The organism is Acidovorax sp. NO-1 (assembly GCF_000238595.1).
In the GTDB taxonomy this organism is placed as follows: Bacteria; Pseudomonadota; Gammaproteobacteria; order Burkholderiales; family Burkholderiaceae_C; genus Acidovorax.
The window spans coordinates 174,519-197,661 of record NZ_AGTS01000077.1 but is presented as its reverse complement, the minus strand read 5'-3'; the positions used below and the strand labels follow the sequence as shown (position 1 = coordinate 197,661).

Below are 23,143 nucleotides of genomic sequence, written 5' to 3'. Positions count from 1 at the left end.
CAGACTGGATCTCAATCGCTTGGCTGAGCTTGATAGGCAGCTTTGCGACTTTGCGAAATTGCAGGGCCAAGGCATGCCGAGATGTGGCTGGACGAAGACACTAAGACTGGCTTTGGGCATGAGCTCTACCGCCCTTGGAGCACGCTCTGGAATGACAGGTCAAGGTGTTCGAAAGTTGGAGAAAGCTGAGGCGGATGGTGCGATAACGCTCAACACCCTCAGGCGTCTTGCTGAAGGGCTGGACTGCGAGGTTCACTATGTATTTGTTCCTAGAACGAGCCTCGTGGAACAGGTCCTCCGTCGTACCCATGAGGTCACGGGCGCACCGATACCGTCACTACCCAAGATTGCTGCAGCGCTGACAGAGCCGCAGACGCTTGCCGCTCTGTCTACTGTATTCGCTCAAGTTAACAAGCGCGGTCTTTGGTAGTTGTCATCGACTTCACAACTTACGTAAGTAACCATCCGATCCAGAAGAACAAGCCGGTGTGCCCTTCGCAGGCCCTCTCGAGAACCAGCGCATCAGAACAACCACTGCCCGCTGGACCAACGCCCCACATGAAAAATCCGCACTATGAGTATCTGGGAAGGCGCATGCGCGAGTACCACCGCACGCACCAGTGGCGCCTGTCGGAGGGCGGTCTGTTCATTCCTCACGCCTACTGGAACATGGGGCCTGACAGCCTGTCGACCTGGGATGACGTTGGATTCATTCTCAATGGACGGCGCGTGATCGTCTGGTGGCAACACCCCAGACGGATTTATGGGGAAGCAATTTCCTCCATGGCATGGAAGGAAGCAGGAGATGGCCCTCGCGATGACTGGCTCTTCGAGGGAGGGACCAAGAACTACAAGTTGGTTGGAAAGTCGAAAAGGCGTAAAAAGCTGTTCACCACCACCAGTCGCGCTCCCTCTGAAGCCCAGACGGAGCATTACGCAAAGCTTCAGGCAATTGAAGAACGGCTGACGCGGGATGGGATTGACTTGGAGGTCCGCCCGTCATGGAAATGGGAGCGTCTCAATTGGGCGATGGGCGTCAGCCTTGTGGCGCCGCTTGAAGTCCGAAATGAAAAGGAACTGGCGGAAGTGGCGCACCTGGCCCGAGCGCTTATCTTGCAGAAAACCAGTTTGGCCGACGAGTTCCCCGGCTTTGTTTACGACAAAGCAAGCTGGCTTCGTGAGCAGGCGTTATTGACTCACACCCGTGACGCGAAAGCCTGACGAGGCGCTTGAGGTGTCATGGGAGATACCCACTGTACGAGGCAATTTGAAAGGAATTGATATGACGACTGACCGCGCCAGCTATCCAGGCGTGCCGGAAGATTTTCCGGTGAGTGCAATTACATCTGCCATTGGTGGAGCTCATCCAAAAATGAGCCTTGTTGAGGAAAATGGAAAGTTCTATGCACCGGGCACTGCGCCCTCAGAGGTCACTGCTGCTTTCCACATGTGTGACGATCTGGTCTCACAGATGGTCCCGTACTGTCAGCGAAAGCTGGCGACCTTCGAAGGGGACCAGCAAGCAACCGTGAAGGCTGCATTCAAAGGTCTCTTGGCCAAGCGATGGTGCTCGGATGCGCAGTGCGTCTGGATCATGCGCAGAGTTGTTCGAGAACTGCAGTGGCCTGTGGGCGACAGTGCTTTGGAAATTTGAACCCATGGGCTTGTCATCCCTGCGGGGAATGATGACCATGTCACGCCGCAGGCTATGAGCCCGTACGAAGCTGCAGAACATTCCCTATTTAAATGGGTGCCTGTCTTGGAGTCTGTGCTCCAATCCGTCCCACCCGACGCCCGGTATGCCGTTGACAGGAAACAACTAAAAACCTTTTTGACTGTCCCGCTCTTGGACTGGCAAAGCCTCAATCCCGTTCATGAAATCCGTGCTGGCCCGGCTCCCCGACGACAACAGGATTGACATGACTTTGTCAAACCCAGCGGGGCTTCGCGCCACCTCCTCAGGGCAAGCTCCATCAAGTTGCGAGTTCGGCGCGGTCAGCCAATCCTGCACCTTATTCCACGAGTGGAAGGCCACGAAAGCTGCGTGATCAAGCGCCATCAATCTCTCATAGTCCGGACTTCCAAATTCGCGGCCTACAGGTGGCACATCCAGCCAAGCACTGTCCTCACTCGAATCAGGGAGCGAGAAATTCCTCCAGTGTTTCCGGGCTTGGTTTTTCGACATGGTCCCATGTTACTTGTGGCGACGTTTTTTGTGCAATGCCAGCAGCTCGCTCATGGTGAATCGCCATTTGGGGGACAAGCGAGCCTGGAGGCTGGGCAAGGCCCGAGGCACAGCAGGGCGATCTCAAAACCATGACCAGATGCGGCGCAACAATGCGGGAGCTGGTCTGGCAGGACGGAATACGTAACGGGCTGGTTTGTACATGGCAATATCTGTGCGGGATTTCACGATACTGTACAAAACAAAGGGGTATCTATTTAGCTCCAGTGGCGCCAAAATAGCTGGATGGAAACCCAGATGCCAACGCCAACTCCTGGACAGGACTACCCTCGCACCTGGAACGAATTTCTTGACTGGTTTGCCACCGAAGAGGCCTGCCAGGCGTTCCTGGAGAAGCTGCGCTGGCCCCAAGGCTTCGTCTGCCCGCGTTGCGGCAATGCAGGTGATGTGTACCGCGCCAGCCGCACCCGCCTGATGTGCCGCTCATGCCAGTACCAAGGCACAGTGACCTCTGGAACCATCTTTGACAAGACGCGCACACCGCTGCGTGTCTGGCTGGCGGCAGCTTGGTACCTGACCAATCAGAAGCAGGGCGTGAGCGCCCTGGGGCTGCAGCGCGTATTGGGTTTGGGTAGCTATCAGACTGCTTGGACGATGCTGCATCGGTTTCGGCGCGCCATGGTTCGCCCGGGCCGGGACAAGCTCAAGGGGCTTGTCGAGGTGGATGAAACGTACCTGTCCATTACGGATCGTAAAAATCCCGCCACTCCAGCAGGGCGCAAGAGCAGCACCACCAAAGTGTTGATGGTCATGGCGGTAGAGATCATGGAACCCAAGGGGTTCGGGCGCATCCGGTTGCGCCGCATTGACCGAGACTCCGCCACCCACGTCATCCCCTTCGTGCAAGAGGTGGTCGAGCCCGGAGCCCAGGTACGCACGGACGGTTCGGCGGCATACCGCGCACTGGGAGAACTGGGTTACACCCACCAGCGCACCGTCATGCTCGGTTCAGGTGTACCTGCCCATGTCTCCATGGCGGGAGTGCACAGGGTCGCCTCACTGGTACAGCGCTGGGTGCTGGGAACGCACCACGGCTCTGTACAGCCCGAGCACCTGGATGCCTACCTCGATGAATTCGTGTTCCGCTTCAACCGGCGCACATCCAGCTCGCGCAGGATGCTGTTTTACCGCCTACTGCAGCAAGCGGTGGTCACGCCGCCGGTGACATATGCGGATGTCGTGAATAAGAACACCGGGGATAGGCAATCGGATACTATTGCTGGATGAAATCACAGTATCAATGGGGCTGCTGGAGCTAAATAGATACCCCTTACAAAACATCAGTATTTTGCACAAGCCCGCCACTGTACCCCCAGGCACGTCGCCAAAGGCATCAGAATCTCCGCGCTAGCGTTCCCTGCACCGCCGGATTTAAGCCTGTACGGCCACGAGGTGATGATGCTCAGGAGGACATTCGCCGTGCACTGCGTATCCCGGTCCACTTGAACACTCGGTCTGGCTTCATGACCACCTGGTCTGTTGATCATGAATGGCGGCGAGACTCGCTCACCACTACTTTTTTGGGGGGACAGCAGTTGCACCATGCGCGTGTTATGCACCACGCGCGTGGTAGTCTGGGCCTAAACGTGTCTCCGCACAATTGATCACTGGCGCCGCCACCCCTCTGTACCTGACAAGGGCCGTGCACATTGGGAATCTGATGCAGCGAATGTCCACGCAACGTCACCATCGAGTTCAACGCAGAAAGCTCAGAAAACCCAGTTCGGCCGCAGCCCGGCTGGCATCACAGCGGTGGTGGAAATTTGGGTTTTCCGAGAGCGGGCTTAACAAAGCCAAGTTGCTGTTTGGTGTGCTGATTGCAATCGTTGCACTCGCTTCCGGACTGCTGACCCTGCTCAAAATCTACGCCAGCGATGAGGCGACTTTTAAGCGATATGCAGATCGCGCTGTGGCATGGCACTACAAAACAGATCTGTGGAACGGGTACTTCAGTAGTTCGTACGAGGGAATGGTGAACATTGTCGAGCTGAATCTCTCAGAGTCCTCGATGGCGCTTGCTTTGCAGGCCTCCGGCAACACGATTGACGGTGGCATGTCGGAGAAACAACTGTGCGGAATTTTTCCGCCTCAGGATTTCAAGCTCGTTCGCGGAACCATCTCCCATTTCGGAAACAGTGCGGAGATACAGATTTTTGAGTTCGTTGGGGGTCGTACCACGGTGTACGCAGAGTTCACGCTACATCACGATGGTCTTGTTCTTGAAGTCACCCCGAAGAGAAACTCGCGTTGGTTCGGCAGGGATACCCTTCGCTTGCTTCAACACCCGGAATCCACGATAGACACTGGGTTCAAAGCGATGAAAGGCGCCTGCAAGGTAGAGATTGCGGAACACCGCGAATGGCTGCGAAAAGAGTTTGATCGAATGGTGGAGACGGGGGAGATCAAGCGGCGCGTGCCGCCTGACCAGCCGGCCAATCCTTCACATACCCCAGTGAAGTGATCGACGCAGCCCAGTTGAGGTCATCCGCCCTGGCCAGAGTCTGCAGGGGGAGCGACCGCAAGCAATGCAAGAAGCGCTGCCGCACCCAAGCCCGCCGACACCCAGAGCGCGCCAGCGCCTAGTCGGTCCAAGAAGATCCCAAACACCCAAGGCGAGGATGCTTGAGCAATGCGCGCCGGCACCATGAGCAAGCCCTGACGGTGTCCATACCCCGCCGGTCCGAACAGCACCAGCGGCAGTGTCCCCTTGGCAATCGTCAGAATGCCATTGCCAGCTCCGTGAAATACTGCAAACACTGCAGCCATCGGAGCACCCGTGATGGCGAGCAACCCGGCCCCCACAGGATGCATCATCGCCGCCAGTCTCGCGGACAGCAGAGGGTGCACGTGCCGCAGAAAACCGAACTCCAGCAGCCGACCCGCCACCTGCGCAGGGCCTACCAGGGCGCCGACTGCCACGGCCGTGGCCAGCGTGGCGCCTCCCTCCTGCAGCAGGCGCGGCAGGTGTGCCGCCATGGCGGTGCTGGTGAACCAGGTGGCCGCAAACACGAAGGCCAGCAGCACGGTGGTGCGGCGCGCATGGAGCGGAGTGGGATCAGGCGCCGGCATCGCGGCATCGGCTCCCGTCGAGGGCAGTGCCGGGCTTTCGACCCGTGTTCGGCGCGGCGTCCAGGCATTGAGCGGCAAGCCCACCACCAGGTGCAGCGCCGCCCAGGCCCAGCAGGCCCCACGCCATCCCCACTGAGACTCCATCCACATCGACAGCGGCCATCCGACCGTGCTCGCAAAGCCTGCGATCAGCGTGATGCCCGTGATCTGGTTGCGGGCGTTCTTGCCATGCAGGTGCACCAGCGCCGCGAACGCAGCCTCGTACAGCCCACTGCCCATGCCGACTCCGAGCAGGAGCCACGCCACAAACAGGGTCCAGGGCCCCTGGGCCATGGCAAGGGCTGACAGGCCGAGCGCAAACACGACGCTGGTCGCCATCAGCACCGGCCGTCCACCCAGTGTATCGATGGCACGACCAGCGCGCGGGCCCAGGAGCGCGGAGACGACCAGCGCGCAGGAGAACGCTGCAAACACTGTCGGTGTCGAGACCCCCAGGTCCTTGGCCATCGGTGCCGCCAGGATGGCCGGCAAGTAGTAGGTAGAGGCCCAGGCCAGGGTCTGCGCGGTTCCCAGGCTGGCTACCGTGGTTGCGGACTTGAGGGTGCTCAAAGTGGCTCCTCTTGGAGAAGTGGGTGCGGGTGTTCAGGAGCAGCAGGCCGCGCGGCCGGGAATGACTGCCTGGGCAGGCTCCTTCGCCGCTGGCGCAGGACCCGAGGCACAGCCGCATCCTGCGTTCCCTGCCGACTTCTCCGCCTCATCCAGCGCGCAGCATGCCGACGCATCCTTCACGGCGGGACCGCCGCAGCAACCGGATGCAGGAGCGGGAGCTTGCGGGGCAGGGGCGGCCAGGTCCACGGAGCAGACGCCTGTTTGCGGCAGATCGAGTTGCACTTCATCCGCAGCAGCCCAGTCGCCGGTGAGGGCCGCAACCACCGAGCGGGCCTGTTCGTAACCGGTGGCCATCAGGAAGTTGGGCGCACGGCCGTAGCTCTTGGCGCCGATGGCGTAGAAGCCTGGTTCAGGGTGTGCCAGTTCCTTGTGGCCATGCGGTCTCACGGTGCCGCAGCTGTGCAGGTTCGGGTCGATCAGGTCGGCCAGCGCCTCGGTGCTCTCGATCCACGGGTCCAGCCTGGTGCGCAGTTCGCGCGCCAGCGCCAGATCCGGGCGCGAGCCCGCCGCCACGATGATCTCGTCGATGCCTTCCACGGGCGGCAGGCTCGGATCGAGGGCGCGTACCGTCATGCCATCGCCAGTCTGCTCAATGGACTGCACGCCAAAGCCCTGGTGCGGGGTGAGCAACTGCTGATCCACCAGGCGGCGAAGATTCAAGCCCAGCGCGCCGCGTGCAGGAAGCCCATCCGCGCTGCCGCCGCCAAAAATCTTGCGCAGGTCCTTGCTGCGCACCACCCAGTGCACGCGGGTGCCCGGATGCTCCGCAGCCAGGGCCGCCAGCGCGAGCAGGTTGCCTGCAGCCGAGTGGCCGGCCCCCACCACCATCACGGATTTGCCCGCATAGGCCGCGCGGCGTGATCCCAGAATGTCGGGCATGCCGTAGGCAATGTGGTCCTGGGCCTCAACCTCTCCCATCGCGGGGTAGCCGTGGATGCCCATGGGATTGGGCTGTGCCCAGGTGCCCGACGCATCAATCACGGCCTGGGCCCGGACCTCCTTCACCCCATGGGGCGTCTCCACCAGCAGCATGAAGTCGGCCTGCTCCCGTCCCGCCGTCTTGAGTTTGTCGAAACCGGCACGGGAAACACGCAGTACCCGGTGCTCAAACCGGATGTGGGGGGCCAGGGCGCTGGACGATGCCAAGGGTTGGAGGTAGTGCTCCACCAACTCGCCTGCCGTGGGCAGCCCGTCTGGCGCCGGCATGGACCATCCAGCGTCCTGCAGCAGTTCCCGTGCGGCCGAATCCACGTTGTAGCGCCACGGCGAGAACAGGCGCACATGGGCATAGGACTCCAGGTGGGTGGCGACGCTGGCCCCGGCCTCGAACACCTCCACGCCGATACCCCGCCGAACGAGATGAGCCGCCGCGGCCAGACCGATCGGGCCCGCGCCGATCACGGCCACCTTGAATGCGCGCGTTGTGGAATCACTCATGGTTGGCTCCTTCGTAGTTCGTAGATTAACGAATAAATGTGACAAAAAAAAGAGAAGCTCTCGCCTCTCGCTACAGAGCCTGAACCAACTGCTTGAGTTCTGTCAGCCGCTCCGGATTGACGCAGTAGCAGGTCCGCTGTTCTTCGGCAGAACCCAGAATCAGGCCGGCCTCCTTGAGAACCTTCACATGCTGAGACGTGGTGGACGGCGCCAGGCCCACCACATCGGACAGACTCCCAAAATAGCACTGCCCATAACTGGACAGGTGGCGCAGCAGCTGGATGCGGGCTGGGTGGGCCAGGGCTTTGAGGAGCATTACCAGTTCCGTGGTACGGTCGCCGTCCAGCACCACCAGACCAGTTTTTTCACCGCCAGGACAACAGGACATATCGCAGTTCTCTTAATTCGTAATTTTACGAATGATCTCTTTTGAAGCTGGGCTTGTCAAGCACTGCCGCCTCAGGCGCGGCAGCACTCCGGCAAGAACATGGATTTGAGCTGCGTCCAGTAGCCCGCATGCGCCGGGTAGTCCGTGGTGGACGAGAACAGGCCGACCTGCGCAGGATTGTTCTGTCCTGGCTGGTAGCGGAAGGTGCCAAAGACCTGGTCCCAGAGAATGAGTGCACTGCCGAAGTTCGCATCGGCCTCGGCGCTTTCGGTGGAGTGGTGCCAGCGGTGCAGTTTGTTGGTGCTGAAGACGTAGTTGGCCCAGCCGCTGCGCAAGTCCAGGTTGGCGTGCTGGAGCATCAGCACCGGCTGGGTCAGCGCGAGATAGGCAAGGATGGCCTCTGCCTAGAAGGCCAGCAGCATGGCCGGGAGCATCGACACAGCGAAATTGATGATGTAGCTGAGCGGGCCATACGTCAGCACATTGAACTGAACAACGCCAACCCCAAACCATTTGTATGGTCCAAGACCGCTGATGATATCCTCGCCAGCATCGGGCGGTTTTGTGTGCGAATTTCAGACTTAGGACACTAGTCTTCGCATTCAAAGCGTACTCACAAAACTGGTCACCTCGGGGTGTCGGCGCTGGGTCTTGCGTTCCGATGCGGTGCCGATGTTCAGAAAGCAGATCGCTTCTTCGCCTGCTTTGAGATCAAATAGCTGACGCATGCGGTTCGACTGCATCGCCTGGCCGCTCGTGAGACTGCAGCCGAAGCCCTGGCCATGTGCCATCAGTAGCATGTTTTGCACAGCCGCACCCACGGATACCAGGCGCTCCATCGCAGGAATTGGAGGCTCGCAGACGCCCAACTGAGCCACCACCAGCATCAGCATAGGGGCGCGGTACGCTTTCTCTCGTGCGGCTTCGATCTGTTCGAGTGTTGCGCCTGGATCGCGGTCCACCAAGGCTATGGCAAAGACCTCGGCCAGCAACGCACGTTTGTCCTGCGGCACGATCACGAACCTCCAGGGCTTGACCAGCCCATGGTCGGGAGCCGAAGCGGCACTTCGAAAAATCTGATCCAACTGTAAAAAATTAGGGCCGGGTTCTACCAAGCGTTTGGGGGAGACGTTCTGGCGGGATGTGATCAGAGCATCCGCAAACGAAGAGACGGACGCTCTCGAATCGGGAACATGAACGGACGCCTGGACAGGCGAAAAAGGCGAGGTTTCAGGTTCGACATGTCCCATGCTCATATCTCCAAGGGAGGACGCCGATGAGAGATCGGCGCCCTCGTTAAATCACTTGCTGGAGAGAATCCATTTGGCCAGTGTTTTGGCGTCGGTCTCGCTAAGTGCAGCTTGTGCAGGCATAGGAATCGCACCCCATTTGCCCGATCCACCCTTCTTGATGCTGGCGACCAAAGTGGCTTCAGCGTCTTTTTGGCCCGCGTATTTCTTGGCCACATCGGCATAGGCGGGACCAACCAATTTCTTATCCACGGCATGGCAGGTCATGCAAGCGTTCTTTTGTGCCAGTTCCATACTGGCGTGGCCCACCGTGGGCAGAAAAGCTGAAAAACCGAGTGCTATCGCTGCAACGTACTTGCGAAAAATCATGCTATCTCCGATTGTTTTCAAAAATAGGCGGGCAGCCATAGGAGCTGCCCGCGTCCGGGTCAGCCTTAAGCGAAGCGGCGGTCCTTAAACGAGATGGACTTCTTGTAGTCGTCCACGGTACCCACACGCTTGATGCCGCCCCAGGTTCCTTTGTAATAGGGCACCACGTTGCGGTCCACCCAGGAGGTCACCACGTCACCGGCCACGCCCTTGATGTAGCCAAAGAGCATGAAGGTCTGTCCCGCCTTGATCGCCGCGAGCGGATAGGCCATGGCGTAGGTGCTGCCGAAGTCGTTGTAGATCTCGACCACGTCGCCCGCCGCCACACCCAACGCCTTTGCATCGTCCGGGTTCATCTCGATGTAGGCCATCGGATAGCGGTCACGCACGAAGCTGTTGTATTGATCGTGGTACGCGGTTTGCCAGACTTCGTTGGCCCGGCCTTGATTGATCCAGAACTTGTACTTTGCCTTCTGGTCCGCCACCATCTTCGGCAGGCCGTTCCAGGGCGCAGGCTTGAATTGAGCCTTGCCATCGCTGGTGCTGAATTTGCCATCAGCGTATTCCATTTCGGTGCCGATCAGCTTACCGTCCTTGACCTCCTTGATGGGTAGTTGCACGCCGTTGTTTCCGGCCTTGCGCAGCAGTTCGTAGGTGGCGAGGTATCCGGTGGGCCCTCCCTGGCTGTCAATGGGCTCCACCCCCGGGCGCCCGGCGCGGCGGAAGCCGTCGTTGAAAGCATCTTCTTCGGTCTTCCAGTTGAAGCCCTCGAAGCGCTTCGCCATATCAGCCTTGCCGTCTTTCTGGTACATCGCCTTGAGCGTGTTGGCGATGTCGGCGGCGATCAAGCAATCTGGTTTGGCCGAACCGGGAGGGTCCATGAATTTCTCGGACAGGCGGATGCGACGCTCGCCGTTCATGGAGGTCAGGTTCATTTCTCCGGGATGGGTTGCCGGGAACAGCAGGTGTGCGTCGTCGGCGAGCTGCGTGGGGTAGAGGTTCATGGCCGCTACAAACATGCCTCCCTGGTACTTGCAGGCGTTGTAGATCACATCGACCAGTTGTTCGGCGCTCGCTCCGCGAGCTCGCGCGATCGCCTCGTCCACGATCTTGGCGCGCTTGCTCAGTGCCAGCCGGTGTTGTTCAGCGTTGACCGTGGTCTGATAGGGGTTGGTGCCCCAAAGCGTGTACATCAGGCCCTTGCCGTTGATGACTTCCTGGTCCAGATAAATCTTGCCGTTCCCCGGGTAGGGCGGGCGCGCATAACCCTCCTGGTGTCCTCCCAGGCGGCACACGCCAGTACCACGGCGGCCGACGTTTTCGGTGGCCAACACCAGGCTCACCAACGCGCTCTGAATGACGTAGTTGTCGTTGCCCCAGATGATGCCCTTCTCGTAGGGGTGGAAGGTGCGTGGGCGATGGCCGCTGGCCTTGGGTTTATAGGCCCATTCGGCGGCCTGTTTGATCTGAGCCACGGTGAGACCAGTAGCTTTGGCTCCGTCCTCCAGGGTCATACGGTTTGTCTTAACCGCATCGTCAAAGCCGGTGGTGTGTTTGGCGATGAAGCTCTTGGCTATCCAGCCTTGTTGAACGACGTAGGTGAACAGCGTGTTGAACAGCGCCGTGTCTGTGCCCGGCTGGATGTCGAGGTGCAGCACGTTCTCTTTGCCGGCCACCTGTTCGCAGATCGCCACCGTCGCCGAGCGGCGCGGGTCCACGATGATGACCTTGGCAGCCGCCGCCGTTTCGCCCGGGAACCACTTCTTCTTCTTGTCCACCGTGGCGCCGGAGAGGTTGGCCACCCAATGGTTCAGGAAGTAGTTGGTCTGTGTCTCGTAGGGGTTGGCACCGGTGCACAGGATGCAGTCGGCCAGTTGCGCGTCTTCGTAGCTGTTGTTCAGCTCGCCCACGCCCATGTCGCGCGTGGCGTGGCACTCGGAGTTGTAAGCCGGGCGATTGTGGATGCGCACCATCTGGGTTTTCAGTGCGCTGAACATCAGCTTTCCGGTGCCCCAGGTATTTTCGAAGCCGCCGCCAGCGCCGCCGTGGTCGAAGCAGTCGTAGAACAGGCCATCCGGGCCGTCGTTGTCGAGGATTTTCTTGGTCAGGCCTGCGTAGATCGAGAGGGCCTGCTCCCAGCTGGTGTCGAGCCATTGGTCGCCACGCTTGATGCGGGGGTGCTTCAGGCGCTCGCGACCTATGCCGTCGTGTGTGTACATGTAGCTGGCCATCTTGCCGCCGCGCGTGCTTGAGAGGCCGCTGTTCACGACACATTCCTTGTCTGGAACAATCATGATGTTCCACTTCTTTCCGCCCTTGTCGGTGATGGTGTTGGTCATCGCCCGGGTCAGGGTGGTGGCAAACGGTGGCAACTGGGTTCGGAAGTCCAGGCCCAATGCGTTTTGGTCTGGGGCGCGGCCACCTTCGGTGTTGTGGTCCCACTTGTAAGCGTGATAGCCACATCCAACAATGCAGAAGTGGCAGGTCATGTTGGTCTTTTGCGCGTCTTTCGGAGGCAACGCGATGCGGTCATTGATCTGCGTGGTCATGCTGCGCTCCTCAAAGGATGTTGGACTGGCGACCGTAGATCAGGCCATCGACCCCGACAGCATGGATGCTGTCGGTGGCCGCGTCGTAAGCCAGCAGAATGCGCGGGAGGTCTTCAGTGGCCTGACCGGTCACCATCTGACCGCTGTTCTCGGGATCGAAGATGGAGAAGTGGCACCCGCACTTGAAGGTCCGCGTGCCCGGTTCGTAGCCAACAGGGCAACCCATGTGAGTGCAGTAAGAGCTGTAAGCAACGATGTCGCCATTGGGGCCGACGCCGCCAGGCACGGGCGAGCCCATGCGGATCGCAAGGCAGGGCGAGCTGTCATCGGGGTAGGCAAAACTCACCGCCTGGTTCAGCGGCATGCCCTTGGCCGCACCGACGGATTTTTTGGGGTAAGGCAGGGTGGTGCCGCTGGACGCAGCCGAGGTGGCTGCATTCGCGTTGCGAATCGGGATGACGGTGGCGCCTGCCACGGCTGCTGCGGCTCCACCCGATTTCAGAAAAAATCGGCGACCAATCTTGATGTCTTCCATTTTGTCTCCTGGTTTTGAACAAAGGCGATCTCACACCGCAATGGCTGTGCCAGGAGTCGATCTGTTTAAAAACAAGGACTTGCGCCCTTAGGGTTTGTTCGCTGTGTACTTTTCGTAACCATGATGAAAATCAATGTTACGAAAACGTAACGCAGGAATACCGTGAACCGAAGACGCTATCTGGCCGCTGGAGCCTGCGGCGCCGCAGCGACGGCTGTGTCCCTCCCCGGTTGGGGAGCGGATCGGTTGCGCATCGGTCTGACTCCGGTGATCCTGGCCGACCAAGTGGCCTTTCTCTCTCGCTGGAGCCAGTATCTGAGTGCGCGCGTAGGTGCGGAAGTGGGGTTCGTGGCTCGGGAGTCTTACCAGTCGGTGTTGGACTTGCTGTTCTCCGACCAAGTGGATGCAGCGTGGATCTGCGGCTACCCCTACATCCGCTTTGAAGCGGACCTGAGCTTGTTGGCCGTGCCTTTGTACATGGGGCAGCCGTTGTATCAGGCCTATCTCATCAGGTCTAAGGCATTTTCCCCTGCGTCCTCAATCAAAGGCTGGGGCGATCTGAGGCAACGGGTACTCGCGTACTCCGATCCCTTGTCCAATTCCGGGTGGTTGGTCGCGCAAGCCCAGCTCGCGAAAGCGGGTGTGAAGCCGCGCGAGCTCAAGCGGGCCTTCTTCGCGCACAGCCATCGCAACGTGGCCGAAGCCGTGGCGGCCGGGCTGGCCCAGGCAGGGTCGATCGATGGGTATGTGTGGGAAACCATGCGGTCGCAAAAAATGCCCGCTATCGAGAAAACCGAGGTAGTCTGGAAATCGGATGCATTTGGATTTCCGCCGCTGGTGACCCGGCGTCGGCCTCCCTCCGCGTCCACCGAGTCGCTCCGGCAGGCACTGCTGGGGATGGCCGACGACAAGGTGGGGCAGGATCTGCTGGCTTCGCTGAACCTGTCGGGTTTCACTGCGGGCACACATACCCTTTTTGAGTCTATCCGGCGCCAGGCGTTAATGGTCTCCGGAAGCGGCGTGGTGGGCTGATGCTCAGGCGTTTGCCCTATCGGGTGCAAATCCCCTTGGGTCTGTCGTTGGCCGTGCTGATCGCGGCCCTGCTGGTGACTTCGGTCACCGCGCGGGTGTCTGCCCAGAACGCCCGGAAAGAAACGCTCTCTCTGCTCGACCGGGCCGTGGTGCTGCTGATCGCCCAAGTGCGCCCCATGCTGGTAGCGGACGACACATGGCGGGTTTTTTCGCTGCTGAGAGACACAGCAGAACTGATTCCCGGTGCCGCTGAAGGGCATGCGCGCCTGGCCATTTTGGACACTGAAGGCCGAATCTTTGCCGCGTCGGCCCCCGCTCAGCTAGAGACTGGCCGCCTGTTGCTTGGCGAAACCTGGCACGGCCAGCCCCTGCTGATGCCCTCCAGAATCGCAGCGAGGGTGCGGGTGGAGCAGCACGACGGATCGGTGCTGCTGTTGGACCCGATCCGCAGTGAAGACGGTCAAACCCTCGGCTTTGTACTGATGGAAGTGGACGCGGCGGTGTTCGTCCCCGACTGGGTATCGCTCGCCCAGACGGCGCTGATCGGCATCGCCCTCGCTGTCGCCTTGCTGGTGCCCATGGGCTGGTGGGTCGGGCAGCGCATGACGAAACCCGTCGAGCGCCTGGTCGCTTTGATCGAACGCATCGGCCGGGAAGACCCCGGCCTATTGCGCACTCAGTTGCCCAAGACCTCCGACCCGGAACTGGCTCGCATTGGTGAAGCCATCGCCCAGCTCATGCGGGAGCTGGAGCGAAACAAATGGGCTGAAGAGCGCGCACTTTCTGCCGAACGCCTGGCCGCCGTCGGGCGCATGACAGCGGCTGTGGCCCATGAAATCAACAACCCGCTGGCGGGCCTGCTGACGGCAACGCAGACCCTGCGCCTGCACGGTGGCTCCAGCGACATCCGCGCCCGCACCATCGACCTCATTGATCGCGGGCTGCAGCAGATTCGCACCACGGTCGCCGCCCTGTTGCCGCAGGCGCGCATGGAAGACCGTCCTCTGGAGCCAGGTGACCTCGACGACATTGTGACCCTGGTGCAAGGCACTGCGGCCAAGTTGAGGGTGGAAATTGCCACCCGCGTCGACGTCGACACCGCGTTGCGCGTACCGTCCGCCCCCCTGCGGCAGGTGATGCTCAACCTGCTGCTCAACGCGCTCAAGGCGGCCGGGGAACACGGCTCCATCCAGGCCGAGCTCAAGGCAAACGAGGTGGAGATGGTTTTCAGCGTCACCAACAGCGGCGCGCCCTTGAGTGCAGAGCGCTTTCGCAGCACGCTGGCGGCTGAAAGCGGGCGCGATCCCAGAGGCTTCGGACTGTGGGTCTGCCAGGAACTGGCCAGCCACCTGCGCGGCCAGTTTCGCCTCGACGCTGCCGAGACCGGTCAGACCCGGCTGGTGTTTCAAGTGCCCAACAGAGAGGCCCCGGAGAAGATCACATGAACACGGTTCTGGTTATCGAAGACGACGCGATCATGGGCGAGTCGCTGGTCCAGCGATTCGAGTTGGAGGGACTGCGGGTGCACTGGTGCAGGCGACTGGCCGAGGCACGCGAGCCGCTGGACCGGCATCCGTCGGCCATCGTGAGCGATGTGCGCCTGGCGGACGGCCTGGCCACGGAATGGTTTGTGGAGCTGCCCGCCAGCCTTCGGGCCTTGCCTTGGTTTTTCCTCACCGGCTATGGCAGCGTCAACGACGCGGTCACTGCCGTGAGAGCGGGTGCCAGGGAATACCTCACCAAACCTTTTGACATCGAAAACCTGGTGGCCATGGTGCACGCGGCGGTGTCGGTGGCGCCGAGCGCAGAAGACACTGCGGTGCTGGGCGTTTCGCCCGCCATGCGACGCGTCGAGGCCATGGTGCACAAAGTGGCGGGCCAGCGTGTGTCCACCTTGCTCACGGGAGAGTCCGGGGTGGGCAAGGAGGTTGCCGCCCAGCTGATCCACCAGCTGGATCCGCGCAGCGGGAGGGGCGAGTTTGTGGCGGTCAACTGCGCCGCCATCCCCGAAACCATGATGGAGGCCGAGTTTTTTGGCTATGAGAAGGGAGCATTTTCTGGCGCTATGCGTGCGCACAAAGGCTATCTGGAGCGCGCCAACGGCGGGACCCTGTTCCTCGATGAGGTGGGGGAGTTGCCAGCCAGCATGCAAGCCAAGCTGCTGCGGGCCTTGCAGGAGAAGTGCTTTTTCAGGCTCGGTGCCGAGCGCACCACCCAAAGCGACTTTCGCATCCTGGCGGCGACGAACCGCGATCTCTACGCCGACATGGGTGCTGGCAAGTTCCGCGAAGACCTCTTTTACCGTCTGGCGGTCATCAAGATCGCCTTGCCTCCCCTACGGGAGCGCCCCGAAGACATCCGCTGGCTGACCGAGCGGCTGCTGGCGTCGCTGGTGCTGGAGCAAGGTCGACCGCTGGCAATGTCCGAGACCTTCTTGCGCGACATCATGGGACGCGAATGGCGGGGCAATGTGCGCGAGCTGCGTTCGTATCTGGAGCAAGCCCTGGTGATGAGCGATGGTGGCTTGCTCGACACGCCCCTGGCGTTGGAGAGCGCGAACGCACCGCCGAACGGCGCCAACACAGAACCGATAGAGCCGCTGCAGATCATTCTTGAAGGTGTGGAGCGCACACACATTCGCAAAGCTCTTTCACACTGCGAAGGAAGCGTCGGAAAGACAGCTGAGGTGCTGGGCATCAGCCGAAAGACACTTTGGGAGAAAATGAAAAAGCTATCGATCACGGCCTGAGGCTAGTGATCCGCCTCCGCTCAAGACCAACCGCCTTCACACAGCCTTGCTGACTTCAAAATGAACACCCTGTTGTCTGCTTGGTCCCGCCACGAAGCCGAGCTGCGCCGCTGGCTGATGTCGCGGGCGCCGGTGAAGAGCGAAGTGGACGATCTTCTGCAGGACGTGTTTCTCAAGACCCTCAAACAAGGTGACCGTTTCGACGCCATTGCGCAACCGCGAGCCTGGCTGTTTGAGATCACCCGCAATACCCTCACCGACCGCATGCGCGTGTCACGCGACAGCCTGCCTTTGCCCGAGGGGCTGGACGAGCTACCCGCACCGGTTGAGCAGACCGACCCGGTCGACTCGCTTGCCCAGGCCTGCTTGCCCCGAGTCCTGTCCGAGTTAGACCCGCAGGACCGAGAAGCCATCGAGTTGTGCGATCTACAGGGCATGGAGCAAGGGGACTTTGCCCGACTCAAGAACCTGAGCCTGTCGGCGGCCAAGTCCCGCGTGCAGCGGGCTCGCAAGCGCATGCGCGAACGCATGACCACGGCCTGCCAGATTTCGTTCGACGATGTCGGCCGCATCGACGATTTCGTGCCCCGTCCGCCGCTGTCGGCGGACGTCGCTGCACCCAACTGCGAGGCCCAGCCCGGCAACAACCCCGCTTGTCGCAAAGGCGCTCCGTGAAACCACGCCACACAACCACAGACACCTCAACCGACCTCATCGCGGGTGGCTGATGCCGCCGCGCCTGGTTTGGTGCCACCGCCGTGCTTGCCAGTCCATAGCCCGCCGCCTGGGCCAGCCGGTATCGGTCGCCAGCTAGGAGGTGAATGCGTCACCGCTGACCTCGCTCGCCTGCGAGGTCAAGCAGCCGCGGATCACGCTCCTTGATGGTTTGGGGTTCGGAGTGGTCCAAGCCCAGGGCAAACCGCGGCTTGTGTGCTGGAGGTCCTGCCCCTGCCCGTTTCGCGCGCGGCCAGGGGCTGCGGATGGTGGCGCTGTCCATCGACAAGAAAACCGTGGACGTTGTGAGCTGCCCGAGAAAGAAGGGCTACAGCTTCCGTGCCTCCAGGGATCGGCCCAGACTGGCGCAAGGACTTCCCCAAACCCCGGTGGCAACCCAGCACTTTGCTGCGCGGAGCGGGCAAGCGGCCGTTGGTCGAAAAAGGCCGGATGTTTGCCGAAGAGGTGTAAGTCGTCACCGGACTGATAAGAGGCCGAACGGGCCATCGGCGGAAGGTTTCATTATTTTATGAACCAACCTGCATCTTTTGGCGAGGTGCCGCGTCTTCTGTGGCATGAACACCTCGCCGTCTCCCTTGCCCGTACAGGGCTGGCCGCTTCGCCAGCCGGTCTTGTTCTTGATCCTGGCGGCGCTGGGCTGGTTTGGCCTTTATCAGACCCTGCTGCCGGGCTCTGAGGCGCTGGTCGCGGCCTTGCCAGTAGACCGGACCAGCCACCTGGGCGGTGCGCTGCAGTTCTTCCTCTACGACACCCCCAAGGTGCTGATGCTGCTCACGGGGGTGGTGTTCGTGATGGGCATGATAAATAGCTACTTCACGCCCGAGCGCACCCGCGCGCTGCTGGCCGGGCGCACCGAGGGGGTGGCCAATGTGATGGCTGCCTCGCTCGGCATCGTCACACCGTTCTGCTCGTGCTCGGCGGTGCCGCTGTTCATCGGTTTTGTGCAGGCGGGCGTGCCGCTGGGCGTGACCTTCTCATTCCTGATCTCGGCGCCCATGGTGAACGAGGTGGCTCTAGCGCTGCTGTTCGGCATGTTCGGTTGGGAGATCGCTGCGCTGTATCTAGGCCTGGGTCTGTCGGTCGCCGTCGTGTCCGGCTGGATCATTGGCCGTCTGAAAATGGAGGCGTACCTCGAAGACTGGGTACGCGACATGCCCAAGATGTCGGCGGGTTACGAGGCGGCTGAAACGACGCTGGCCGACCGGGTGCAGGCGGGTTTCGCATCGGTGCGGGAGATCGTGGGCAAGGTCTGGCCCTACATCCTTGTCGGTATTGCCATCGGCGCCGGCATCCACGGCTGGGTGCCGCAGGACTTCATGGCCAGTTTCATGGGCAAGGAGTCCTGGTGGTCGGTGCCGCTGGCGGTGCTGATCGGTGTGCCCATGTACACCAACGCAGCTGGCGTTATCCCCATAGTGCAGGCCCTGCTGGCCAAGGGCGCAGCACTGGGCACAGTGCTGGCTTTCATGATGAGCGTGATCGCGCTCTCGCTGCCCGAAATGATCATCCTGCGCAAGGTGCTCAAGGTGAGGCTCATCGCCACCTTCGTGGCTGTGGTCGCCACCGGCATCCTGATCGTGGGTTTTGTATTCAACGCGGTTCTTTGAGCCTTGCCGAATACCCAACACGGAGGCCCGTCAGCATGCGCATCGCGACGACGCAGTTAAGAGCTTTGACGCTGCCCTACAAGCATCTCAAGCATATGGAGGACTGGCTGCCCCAGACAGCCAATCTCACCGATCTCGAAATGGAACAGGAGTAAATCATGGACATCAAGGTACTCGGCACAGGTTGTGCCAACTGCAAAAGCACCATCGCGCTGATCGACCAGGTGGCGAAAGCCAAGGGCGTCGAGGTCAAGCTGGAGAAGGTGGAAGAGCTGCGCGACATCATGGGCTACGGCGTCATGAGCACGCCCGGCGTGGTCATCAATGGCAAGGTGGTACACGCCGGCGGCGTGCCCACCCGCGAAAAAATTGAACAGTGGCTCGCTGCCTGAACGGAGAACACACCATGCTGGAAGAAGCGAAACAGATCTGCCCCACCACCACGCGCCGCCTGGTGGGCGAGGGTGCTTTGCTGGTGGACGTTCGCGAGCGCACCGAAGTGGCCCGCACGGCGTTTGACGTGCCGGCCATCGTGAACATCCCGCTCTCCGAGCTGGAGCAGCGCTGGAGCGAACTGCCCAAGGACCGCGATCTGGTGATGGTGTGCGAGGTCGGTGCTCGCAGCCTCAAAGCAGCCTACTTCATGCAGTATCACGGCTACACCCGTGTGAGCAACATGGAAGACGGTCTGCTCAAGTGGATGCGCAAGGGGTTCCCGGTGATCGGTGAGCGCTACGAGGAACCGGCTGCTGCTACTGCTTCGTCTTGCTGCGGTGACAATGCAGCGCCTGAACCAGCGGCCAGCGCCTGCTGTGGCAGTGCGGCGACCGCACAGGAAGCCACCGCGTCGGCAACGGGCTACTGCGGCTCGGTAGCGGCGCAAAGCACCAAAGCCGGTTGCTGCTGACCGTGGCGGTGAACCGAGCGACCTGGTGGGTCGCAGCCGGGTTGCCGCTCGCGCTGGCCGCGGGTGTCGGTCTGTACCAGCGGGTGGGGCAGGAGGCTGTTGCTCCGCAGCCAGCCGCAGAGGCCTATCCGGTGGCTGATCCCGTGGTGAGAGCCCTGGCGGCTGGAAAGCCGGCGATCATCGAGTTCGGCGCCAACGCCTGCCAGAGCTGCCGCGAGATGAAGCCGGTGCTGGCCGCACTGGTGCAATCGCATGGCGACCGCATCACGGTGGCCGACGTGGACATTCTCAAAGAGCGCGACTTCATTAGCCGCTACCAGATCCGTCTCATGCCGACACAGGTGTTCTTCGATGCGCAGGGCCAGGAAATCGGACGCCACATGGGCAAGATCAGCGGCGACGAGATTCTGGTTCGCCTGGGTGTGGCAGCGGCAGTGCCATGACGGGTCTTGAAGGACTGGCCGCCGCCTGGCTGGGCGGCCTGCTGACATCGGCATCGCCCTGTGTGTTGGCGGCGGTGCCTGTGGCGGTGGGGTTCGTGGGCGGGCAGACCAGCAGTCCACGCCGGGCATGGACGCTGTCGCTCGCGTTTGTGGCGGGCATGAACCTCGCGTTGCTGGCCATGGGCCTGCTGGCGGCGCGACTGGGGTTGTTGATGGGTGTGCTGCCCGGCCCCTGGCTGGTGGTGGTCGGTGCCCTGGTGATGGGTCTGGCGGCCTGGTTGTGGTGGTCCACGGCCTCCACGTGCGGAATCACCCTGCCGGTGGCCATGCAGCAGCGTCTGGCCCGCTCGGGTTACTGGGGTGCGCTGGTGCTGGGCGGTTTGATCGGCACCGTGATGAGCCCCTGCGCCACGCCGGCATTGGCCGCTGCGCTGACGATGGCGGGGTCTGGTGCTTTGTTGGGGACCTCGGTGGCCTGGGGTGCGGCGCTGCTGCTGGCCTACGGCCTGGGGCACAGCGTTTTGATTCTGCTGGCGGGCGCCATGCCTTCGGCCGCGTCATCCATGATCGCCCGCTTCAGCCGCTGGGACGCCTGGTTGCCCGGCCGACGTGCCTTTGCCCTCGTGATGGGGCTGGCGGGCGCGTGGTGGATGAGCCAGGGTTTGGGCTTTCCGCTGCCATTCAACTGAAGCCGTGTTGGGGTGCCCTGCACAACAGTCAGACCCAAACAGCTTGTCGGCCGGTCAATTGGCTTTGCGCGCCAACGCATCAAACACCGGTTCGGCATCGCCAATGACCTTGGTGGCCATTGCCAAGCGCACGATGTGCACGGTCTCGATGACTTTGTTGGCGGCAATGCCTTGCTGGGCAATCTTGTTGGCCATGGCTTTCACGCAGGCCGGACTCGTGCCCGCCAGCGCCGCAGCCAGGTAAATCAGCGTCCGTGTGTCTTCGTCCAGGGCCGGGTTGTCGGTTGGCATGGCAAAGGCCTTGGAGCGCACATGCTCCTGTATCAGCGCCGGGTCCACGGGGACAGATTTTTCAATCGCGGCGGGCACCTGGCCCATGCCTTTGCGCATCATGTCAAGGATGTCGTTGGCGTTCATGGCTTTCTCCTGTGGGGTTGAGTGACGGTTTTCGAAGAAGACGCAGAGGCCATGCAAAAGATGCAGAGCCATGCCATCCGCGAGCAGAGCCGCCCAGCTTTCCTTTGAACCGGGTACCCGGTCTGTGCGTCTGCCCACAGAACACATCGCAACACGGTGCGATGATTTGGCCTGCATCTCTTCGGCGCTGTCGCCGTCTTCTGTGCATGAACCAAGAACCGGGGCTGATCTGCACCACCAACGCCTATGCGGACGCTATGTCAGGCGCGGTGCTGCTCGACGTTCGTAAGAAAGATGAAGTCCAGGCGCTGGCCTTTGATGTGCCCGAATGGATCCACCTGCCTTTCAGCGAGTTGACCCAGCGCTGGCGTGAGCTGCCCACCGACCGCGATGTGTTGGTGGTTTGCCAGAACGGCACCCAAAGCGCCGAAGCGGCTCTGTATTTGCAGCGCATGGGCTTGTCACGGGTCAAACCTGTGCGCGGCGGCCTGCTTCTTTGGATGCAGAAGGGGTACCCTGTCAAGGGGCAACGCATGGATACAGCGCCGCTGTCTCATCCATCCTCGGCTTCACCCTATCCAACAGGCAAGACATGACCGACACCCCCACCAAGATGACCTTTCACGTGAGCTCGCGCCGCGTGGATGCCCATGGCAGCCTCTCGCGCTGCAAGAACGCTGAGATTGCGCTGGACACCGACATGGCGGGCAATCCCGATGCCTTCAACCCCGCCGAGCTGCTGCTCGCAGCGCTGTCGGCCTGCATGATCAAGGGCATCGAGCGTGTCGTGCCGATCCTGAAGTTCGAGCTGCGTGGCGTGCAGGTGATCGTGGACGGGGTTCGTCAGGACGTGCCACCCAAGATGGAAAGCATCCGCTATGAAATCGTGGTGGACACCGATGAACCAGACCGGCGCATCGACCTGTTGCACGACAACGTGAAGAAGTACGGCACCGTCTTCAACACCGTGGCGCCCGGCACTGATCTGAGCGGCGTGATGCGCCGCGCGTGAGAGAGAAAAACACCGATGAACGCCGGACACGAACACAGCCATGCCCCCGCCAACTTCAACAAGGCCTTTGCAATCGGCATTGGCCTGAACATCGTCTTCGTGTTGATTGAGGCGTTTTACGGCTGGAAGATCAATTCGCTCGCTTTGCTGGCCGATGCGGGTCACAACCTGAGCGATGTGGCCGGGCTGGTGCTGGCCTGGGGTGGCGCGCTGGCTGGGAAGCTCAAGCCCAACTCCCGGCATACCTACGGTTGGAAGCGCGGCAGCATCCTGGCCGCATTTGCCAACGCTTTGCTGCTGCTCGTGGCCATGGGTGCGCTGGTCTGGGAGGCCACGGGGCGCCTGATGTCACCCGATCCGCTGGCGGGATCGGAGGGCGTGACGATCATGGCGGTGGCGGGGGTGGGCATCCTGGTCAACACCGCGACCGCCTTGCTGTTCATGCGGGGACGCGAGAGCGACCTGAACATCCGAGGCGCCTTCCTGCACATGGCGGCGGATGCGCTGGTGTCGGCCGGTGTGGTGGTGGCCGGCGCGCTCACCCTGTGGATGGGCTGGGTGTGGCTCGATCCGGTGGTCAGCCTGCTGATCGCCGCCGTGATTCTGGTGGGTACGTGGAACCTGTTCCGGCAGTCCTTGCACCTGCTGTTTGATGGCGTTCCCGACAGCGTTGACCCGCAAGCGGTGCACGACTACCTGGCAACGCTGCCGGGCATCAGCCACGTGCACGACCTGCACATCTGGGCCATGGACACGGCGGAGGTGGCCATGACGGCCCACCTGGTGATGCCACAGGGTCATGCGGACGATGGGTTTCTGAAGGGTGCCACGGAGCAACTGCATGATCGCTTCGAGATATCCCATGTCACCTTGCAGGTGGTGAACGAGCCGTTCACCGAGCCTTGTGGTGTGTGGCAGGCTGGATCGGGTAGGAACCGCGATCCGGCGGGTCATTCAGGCCCTGCCTCAGAGCACGGTCACGTGCACAGCCACTGAACGTGGGCGCCCCTGACGACGTCTTTCAATCCACCAGAACCCGCT

Annotated in this window: 27 protein-coding genes and 1 pseudogene; 18 read left to right on the top strand and 10 right to left on the bottom strand. The window is 61.5% G+C overall.

The window, feature by feature from the left end:
* Nucleotides 1–73 precede the first annotated feature (73 nt).
* The 3 genes from KYG_RS23770 (at nt 74) to KYG_RS10880 (ending at nt 1,654) form a co-directional block, all read left to right on the top strand.
* A complete protein-coding gene (locus KYG_RS23770; RefSeq protein WP_085942556.1) occupies nt 74–430 on the top strand; it encodes a helix-turn-helix domain-containing protein in 357 nt (118 codons plus the stop codon).
* A 128-nt stretch (nt 431–558) separates the two neighbouring features.
* Nucleotides 559–1,221 carry a hypothetical protein gene (locus KYG_RS10885; protein ID WP_050813843.1) on the top strand — a complete coding sequence of 221 codons (663 nt, stop codon included), beginning with the start codon at nt 559–561 and terminating at the stop codon, nt 1,219–1,221.
* 61 nt (nt 1,222–1,282) lie between these two features.
* Entirely contained in the window at nt 1,283–1,654 is a 372-nt protein-coding gene (locus KYG_RS10880) for a hypothetical protein (protein ID WP_237707246.1), read from the top strand.
* Nucleotides 1,655–1,819: 165 nt separating this feature from the next.
* On the opposite strand, the gene KYG_RS10875 is transcribed toward KYG_RS10880, so the two are convergent.
* On the bottom strand, nt 1,820–2,185 hold the full coding sequence (locus tag KYG_RS10875) for an antitoxin Xre/MbcA/ParS toxin-binding domain-containing protein (RefSeq protein WP_237707245.1): 366 nt from the start codon (nt 2,183–2,185) through the stop codon (nt 1,820–1,822).
* Nucleotides 2,186–2,470: 285 nt separating this feature from the next.
* Between KYG_RS10875 and KYG_RS10870 the strand changes: the two genes are divergently transcribed.
* Nucleotides 2,471–3,472, top strand: coding sequence for an IS1595-like element ISAisp5 family transposase (locus KYG_RS10870; protein ID WP_034694086.1), 1,002 nt, complete (start codon nt 2,471–2,473; stop codon nt 3,470–3,472).
* 442 nt (nt 3,473–3,914) lie between these two features.
* The gene (locus KYG_RS10865; RefSeq protein WP_139019357.1) at nt 3,915–4,706 is read left to right on the top strand and encodes a hypothetical protein; all 792 of its coding nucleotides are present in this window, start codon (nt 3,915–3,917) and stop codon (nt 4,704–4,706) included.
* Between the two features lie 20 nt (nt 4,707–4,726).
* On the opposite strand, the gene KYG_RS10860 is transcribed toward KYG_RS10865, so the two are convergent.
* The 4 genes from KYG_RS10860 to KYG_RS10845 all read right to left on the bottom strand — a co-directional run bounded on the left by KYG_RS10860 (nt 4,727) and on the right by KYG_RS10845 (nt 8,203).
* Nucleotides 4,727–5,923, bottom strand: coding sequence for an MFS transporter (locus KYG_RS10860; RefSeq protein WP_008904943.1), 1,197 nt, complete (start codon nt 5,921–5,923; stop codon nt 4,727–4,729).
* A gap of 33 nt (nt 5,924–5,956) precedes the next feature.
* Nucleotides 5,957–7,420 carry an NAD(P)-binding domain-containing protein gene (locus KYG_RS10855; RefSeq protein WP_008904942.1) on the bottom strand — a complete coding sequence of 488 codons (1,464 nt, stop codon included), beginning with the start codon at nt 7,418–7,420 and terminating at the stop codon, nt 5,957–5,959.
* A 70-nt stretch (nt 7,421–7,490) separates the two neighbouring features.
* Nucleotides 7,491–7,808 (bottom strand): helix-turn-helix transcriptional regulator, encoded by a 318-nt coding sequence (locus KYG_RS10850; protein ID WP_034694083.1) that lies wholly within the window; start codon nt 7,806–7,808, stop codon nt 7,491–7,493.
* 71 nt (nt 7,809–7,879) lie between these two features.
* Nucleotides 7,880–8,203 (bottom strand): sterol desaturase family protein, encoded by a 324-nt coding sequence (locus KYG_RS10845; protein ID WP_255344422.1) that lies wholly within the window; start codon nt 8,201–8,203, stop codon nt 7,880–7,882.
* A gap of 66 nt (nt 8,204–8,269) precedes the next feature.
* On the opposite strand from KYG_RS10845, the pseudogene KYG_RS25165 reads away from it, so the two are divergent.
* Nucleotides 8,270–8,401 (top strand): annotated as a pseudogene (locus KYG_RS25165) (IS630 family transposase); the annotation flags it as partial.
* Nucleotides 8,402–8,410: 9 nt separating this feature from the next.
* Here KYG_RS25165 and KYG_RS10840 read toward each other — a convergent pair.
* The 4 genes from KYG_RS10840 to KYG_RS10825 form a co-directional block, all read right to left on the bottom strand.
* Nucleotides 8,411–9,058 (bottom strand): nitroreductase, encoded by a 648-nt coding sequence (locus KYG_RS10840; protein ID WP_085942555.1) that lies wholly within the window; start codon nt 9,056–9,058, stop codon nt 8,411–8,413.
* Between the two features lie 51 nt (nt 9,059–9,109).
* Nucleotides 9,110–9,427 carry a c-type cytochrome gene (locus KYG_RS10835; protein ID WP_008904938.1) on the bottom strand — a complete coding sequence of 106 codons (318 nt, stop codon included), beginning with the start codon at nt 9,425–9,427 and terminating at the stop codon, nt 9,110–9,112.
* Between the two features lie 65 nt (nt 9,428–9,492).
* Nucleotides 9,493–11,976 carry an arsenate reductase (azurin) large subunit gene (locus KYG_RS10830; protein WP_008904937.1) on the bottom strand — a complete coding sequence of 828 codons (2,484 nt, stop codon included), beginning with the start codon at nt 11,974–11,976 and terminating at the stop codon, nt 9,493–9,495.
* Between the two features lie 10 nt (nt 11,977–11,986).
* A complete protein-coding gene (locus KYG_RS10825) occupies nt 11,987–12,511 on the bottom strand; it encodes an arsenate reductase (azurin) small subunit (protein ID WP_008904936.1) in 525 nt (174 codons plus the stop codon).
* Nucleotides 12,512–12,673: 162 nt separating this feature from the next.
* Between KYG_RS10825 and KYG_RS10820 the strand changes: the two genes are divergently transcribed.
* The 9 genes from KYG_RS10820 (at nt 12,674) to KYG_RS10780 (ending at nt 20,673) form a co-directional block, all read left to right on the top strand.
* Nucleotides 12,674–13,543: a PhnD/SsuA/transferrin family substrate-binding protein gene (locus KYG_RS10820; RefSeq protein ID WP_034694079.1), complete on the top strand. Its 870-nt coding sequence runs from the start codon at nt 12,674–12,676 to the stop codon at nt 13,541–13,543.
* Nucleotides 13,544–13,566: 23 nt separating this feature from the next.
* On the top strand, nt 13,567–14,988 hold the full coding sequence (locus tag KYG_RS10815; RefSeq protein WP_237707244.1) for an ATP-binding protein: 1,422 nt from the start codon (nt 13,567–13,569) through the stop codon (nt 14,986–14,988).
* Nucleotides 14,985–16,292 (top strand): sigma-54 dependent transcriptional regulator, encoded by a 1,308-nt coding sequence (locus tag KYG_RS10810; RefSeq protein ID WP_008904933.1) that lies wholly within the window; start codon nt 14,985–14,987, stop codon nt 16,290–16,292. Before KYG_RS10815 ends, KYG_RS10810 begins: the two co-directional genes overlap by 4 nt.
* Nucleotides 16,293–16,352: 60 nt before the next feature.
* Complete coding sequence (locus KYG_RS10805; RefSeq protein ID WP_008904932.1) at nt 16,353–16,967, top strand: sigma-70 family RNA polymerase sigma factor; 615 nt, start codon at nt 16,353–16,355, stop codon at nt 16,965–16,967.
* 614 nt (nt 16,968–17,581) lie between these two features.
* Entirely contained in the window at nt 17,582–18,634 is a 1,053-nt protein-coding gene (locus KYG_RS10800; RefSeq protein ID WP_050813841.1) for a permease, read from the top strand.
* Between the two features lie 158 nt (nt 18,635–18,792).
* On the top strand, nt 18,793–19,026 hold the full coding sequence (locus KYG_RS10795) for a thioredoxin family protein (RefSeq protein WP_008904929.1): 234 nt from the start codon (nt 18,793–18,795) through the stop codon (nt 19,024–19,026).
* A 14-nt stretch (nt 19,027–19,040) separates the two neighbouring features.
* On the top strand, nt 19,041–19,541 hold the full coding sequence (locus KYG_RS10790) for a rhodanese-like domain-containing protein (RefSeq protein ID WP_008904928.1): 501 nt from the start codon (nt 19,041–19,043) through the stop codon (nt 19,539–19,541).
* Nucleotides 19,532–19,984, top strand: a complete 453-nt coding sequence (locus KYG_RS23295) for a co-chaperone YbbN (protein WP_008904927.1) — start codon at nt 19,532–19,534, stop codon at nt 19,982–19,984. The genes KYG_RS10790 and KYG_RS23295 overlap by 10 nt, the downstream gene beginning before the upstream one ends.
* Nucleotides 19,981–20,673: a cytochrome c biogenesis CcdA family protein gene (locus tag KYG_RS10780; RefSeq protein WP_008904926.1), complete on the top strand. Its 693-nt coding sequence runs from the start codon at nt 19,981–19,983 to the stop codon at nt 20,671–20,673. Before KYG_RS23295 ends, KYG_RS10780 begins: the two co-directional genes overlap by 4 nt.
* 54 nt (nt 20,674–20,727) lie before the next feature.
* Here KYG_RS10780 and KYG_RS10775 read toward each other — a convergent pair whose 3' ends face one another.
* Complete coding sequence (locus tag KYG_RS10775) at nt 20,728–21,090, bottom strand: carboxymuconolactone decarboxylase family protein (protein ID WP_008904925.1); 363 nt, start codon at nt 21,088–21,090, stop codon at nt 20,728–20,730.
* 206 nt (nt 21,091–21,296) lie between these two features.
* Here KYG_RS10775 and KYG_RS10770 point away from each other — a divergent pair, with 206 nt between their 5' ends.
* Genes KYG_RS10770 through KYG_RS10760 form a run of 3 tightly spaced genes read left to right on the top strand, consistent with a single transcriptional unit; the run spans nt 21,297 to nt 23,098 of the window.
* A complete protein-coding gene (locus KYG_RS10770; RefSeq protein ID WP_008904924.1) occupies nt 21,297–21,686 on the top strand; it encodes a rhodanese-like domain-containing protein in 390 nt (129 codons plus the stop codon).
* Nucleotides 21,683–22,102, top strand: a complete 420-nt coding sequence (locus KYG_RS10765; protein ID WP_008904923.1) for an OsmC family protein — start codon at nt 21,683–21,685, stop codon at nt 22,100–22,102. Before KYG_RS10770 ends, KYG_RS10765 begins: the two co-directional genes overlap by 4 nt.
* Nucleotides 22,103–22,117: 15 nt before the next feature.
* Nucleotides 22,118–23,098 (top strand): cation diffusion facilitator family transporter, encoded by a 981-nt coding sequence (locus tag KYG_RS10760; protein ID WP_008904922.1) that lies wholly within the window; start codon nt 22,118–22,120, stop codon nt 23,096–23,098.
* The last annotated feature ends 45 nt before the right edge of the window (nt 23,099–23,143 follow it).

Bases quoted from the DNA above. Each gene is read 5' to 3' on its own strand.
- KYG_RS23770 (WP_085942556.1), top strand. From the start codon at position 74: ATGCCGAGATGTGGCTGGACGAAGACACTAAGACTGGCTTTGGGCATG.
- KYG_RS10885 (WP_050813843.1), top strand. From the start codon at position 559: ATGAAAAATCCGCACTATGAGTATCTGGGAAGGCGCATGCGCGAGTAC.
- KYG_RS10880 (WP_237707246.1), top strand. From the start codon at position 1,283: ATGACGACTGACCGCGCCAGCTATCCAGGCGTGCCGGAAGATTTTCCG.
- KYG_RS10875 (WP_237707245.1), bottom strand. From the start codon at position 2,185: ATGTCGAAAAACCAAGCCCGGAAACACTGGAGGAATTTCTCGCTCCCT.
- KYG_RS10870 (WP_034694086.1), top strand. From the start codon at position 2,471: ATGGAAACCCAGATGCCAACGCCAACTCCTGGACAGGACTACCCTCGC.
- KYG_RS10865 (WP_139019357.1), top strand. From the start codon at position 3,915: ATGTCCACGCAACGTCACCATCGAGTTCAACGCAGAAAGCTCAGAAAA.
- KYG_RS10855 (WP_008904942.1), bottom strand. From the start codon at position 7,420: ATGAGTGATTCCACAACGCGCGCATTCAAGGTGGCCGTGATCGGCGCG.
- KYG_RS10850 (WP_034694083.1), bottom strand. From the start codon at position 7,808: ATGTCCTGTTGTCCTGGCGGTGAAAAAACTGGTCTGGTGGTGCTGGAC.
- KYG_RS10840 (WP_085942555.1), bottom strand. From the start codon at position 9,058: ATGGGACATGTCGAACCTGAAACCTCGCCTTTTTCGCCTGTCCAGGCG.
- KYG_RS10835 (WP_008904938.1), bottom strand. From the start codon at position 9,427: ATGATTTTTCGCAAGTACGTTGCAGCGATAGCACTCGGTTTTTCAGCT.
- KYG_RS10830 (WP_008904937.1), bottom strand. From the start codon at position 11,976: ATGACCACGCAGATCAATGACCGCATCGCGTTGCCTCCGAAAGACGCG.
- KYG_RS10825 (WP_008904936.1), bottom strand. From the start codon at position 12,511: ATGGAAGACATCAAGATTGGTCGCCGATTTTTTCTGAAATCGGGTGGA.
- KYG_RS10810 (WP_008904933.1), top strand. From the start codon at position 14,985: ATGAACACGGTTCTGGTTATCGAAGACGACGCGATCATGGGCGAGTCG.
- KYG_RS10805 (WP_008904932.1), top strand. From the start codon at position 16,353: ATGAACACCCTGTTGTCTGCTTGGTCCCGCCACGAAGCCGAGCTGCGC.
- KYG_RS10800 (WP_050813841.1), top strand. From the start codon at position 17,582: ATGAACACCTCGCCGTCTCCCTTGCCCGTACAGGGCTGGCCGCTTCGC.
- KYG_RS10795 (WP_008904929.1), top strand. From the start codon at position 18,793: ATGGACATCAAGGTACTCGGCACAGGTTGTGCCAACTGCAAAAGCACC.
- KYG_RS10790 (WP_008904928.1), top strand. From the start codon at position 19,041: ATGCTGGAAGAAGCGAAACAGATCTGCCCCACCACCACGCGCCGCCTG.
- KYG_RS10780 (WP_008904926.1), top strand. From the start codon at position 19,981: ATGACGGGTCTTGAAGGACTGGCCGCCGCCTGGCTGGGCGGCCTGCTG.
- KYG_RS10775 (WP_008904925.1), bottom strand. From the start codon at position 21,090: ATGAACGCCAACGACATCCTTGACATGATGCGCAAAGGCATGGGCCAG.
- KYG_RS10770 (WP_008904924.1), top strand. From the start codon at position 21,297: ATGAACCAAGAACCGGGGCTGATCTGCACCACCAACGCCTATGCGGAC.
- KYG_RS10765 (WP_008904923.1), top strand. From the start codon at position 21,683: ATGACCGACACCCCCACCAAGATGACCTTTCACGTGAGCTCGCGCCGC.
- KYG_RS10760 (WP_008904922.1), top strand. From the start codon at position 22,118: ATGAACGCCGGACACGAACACAGCCATGCCCCCGCCAACTTCAACAAG.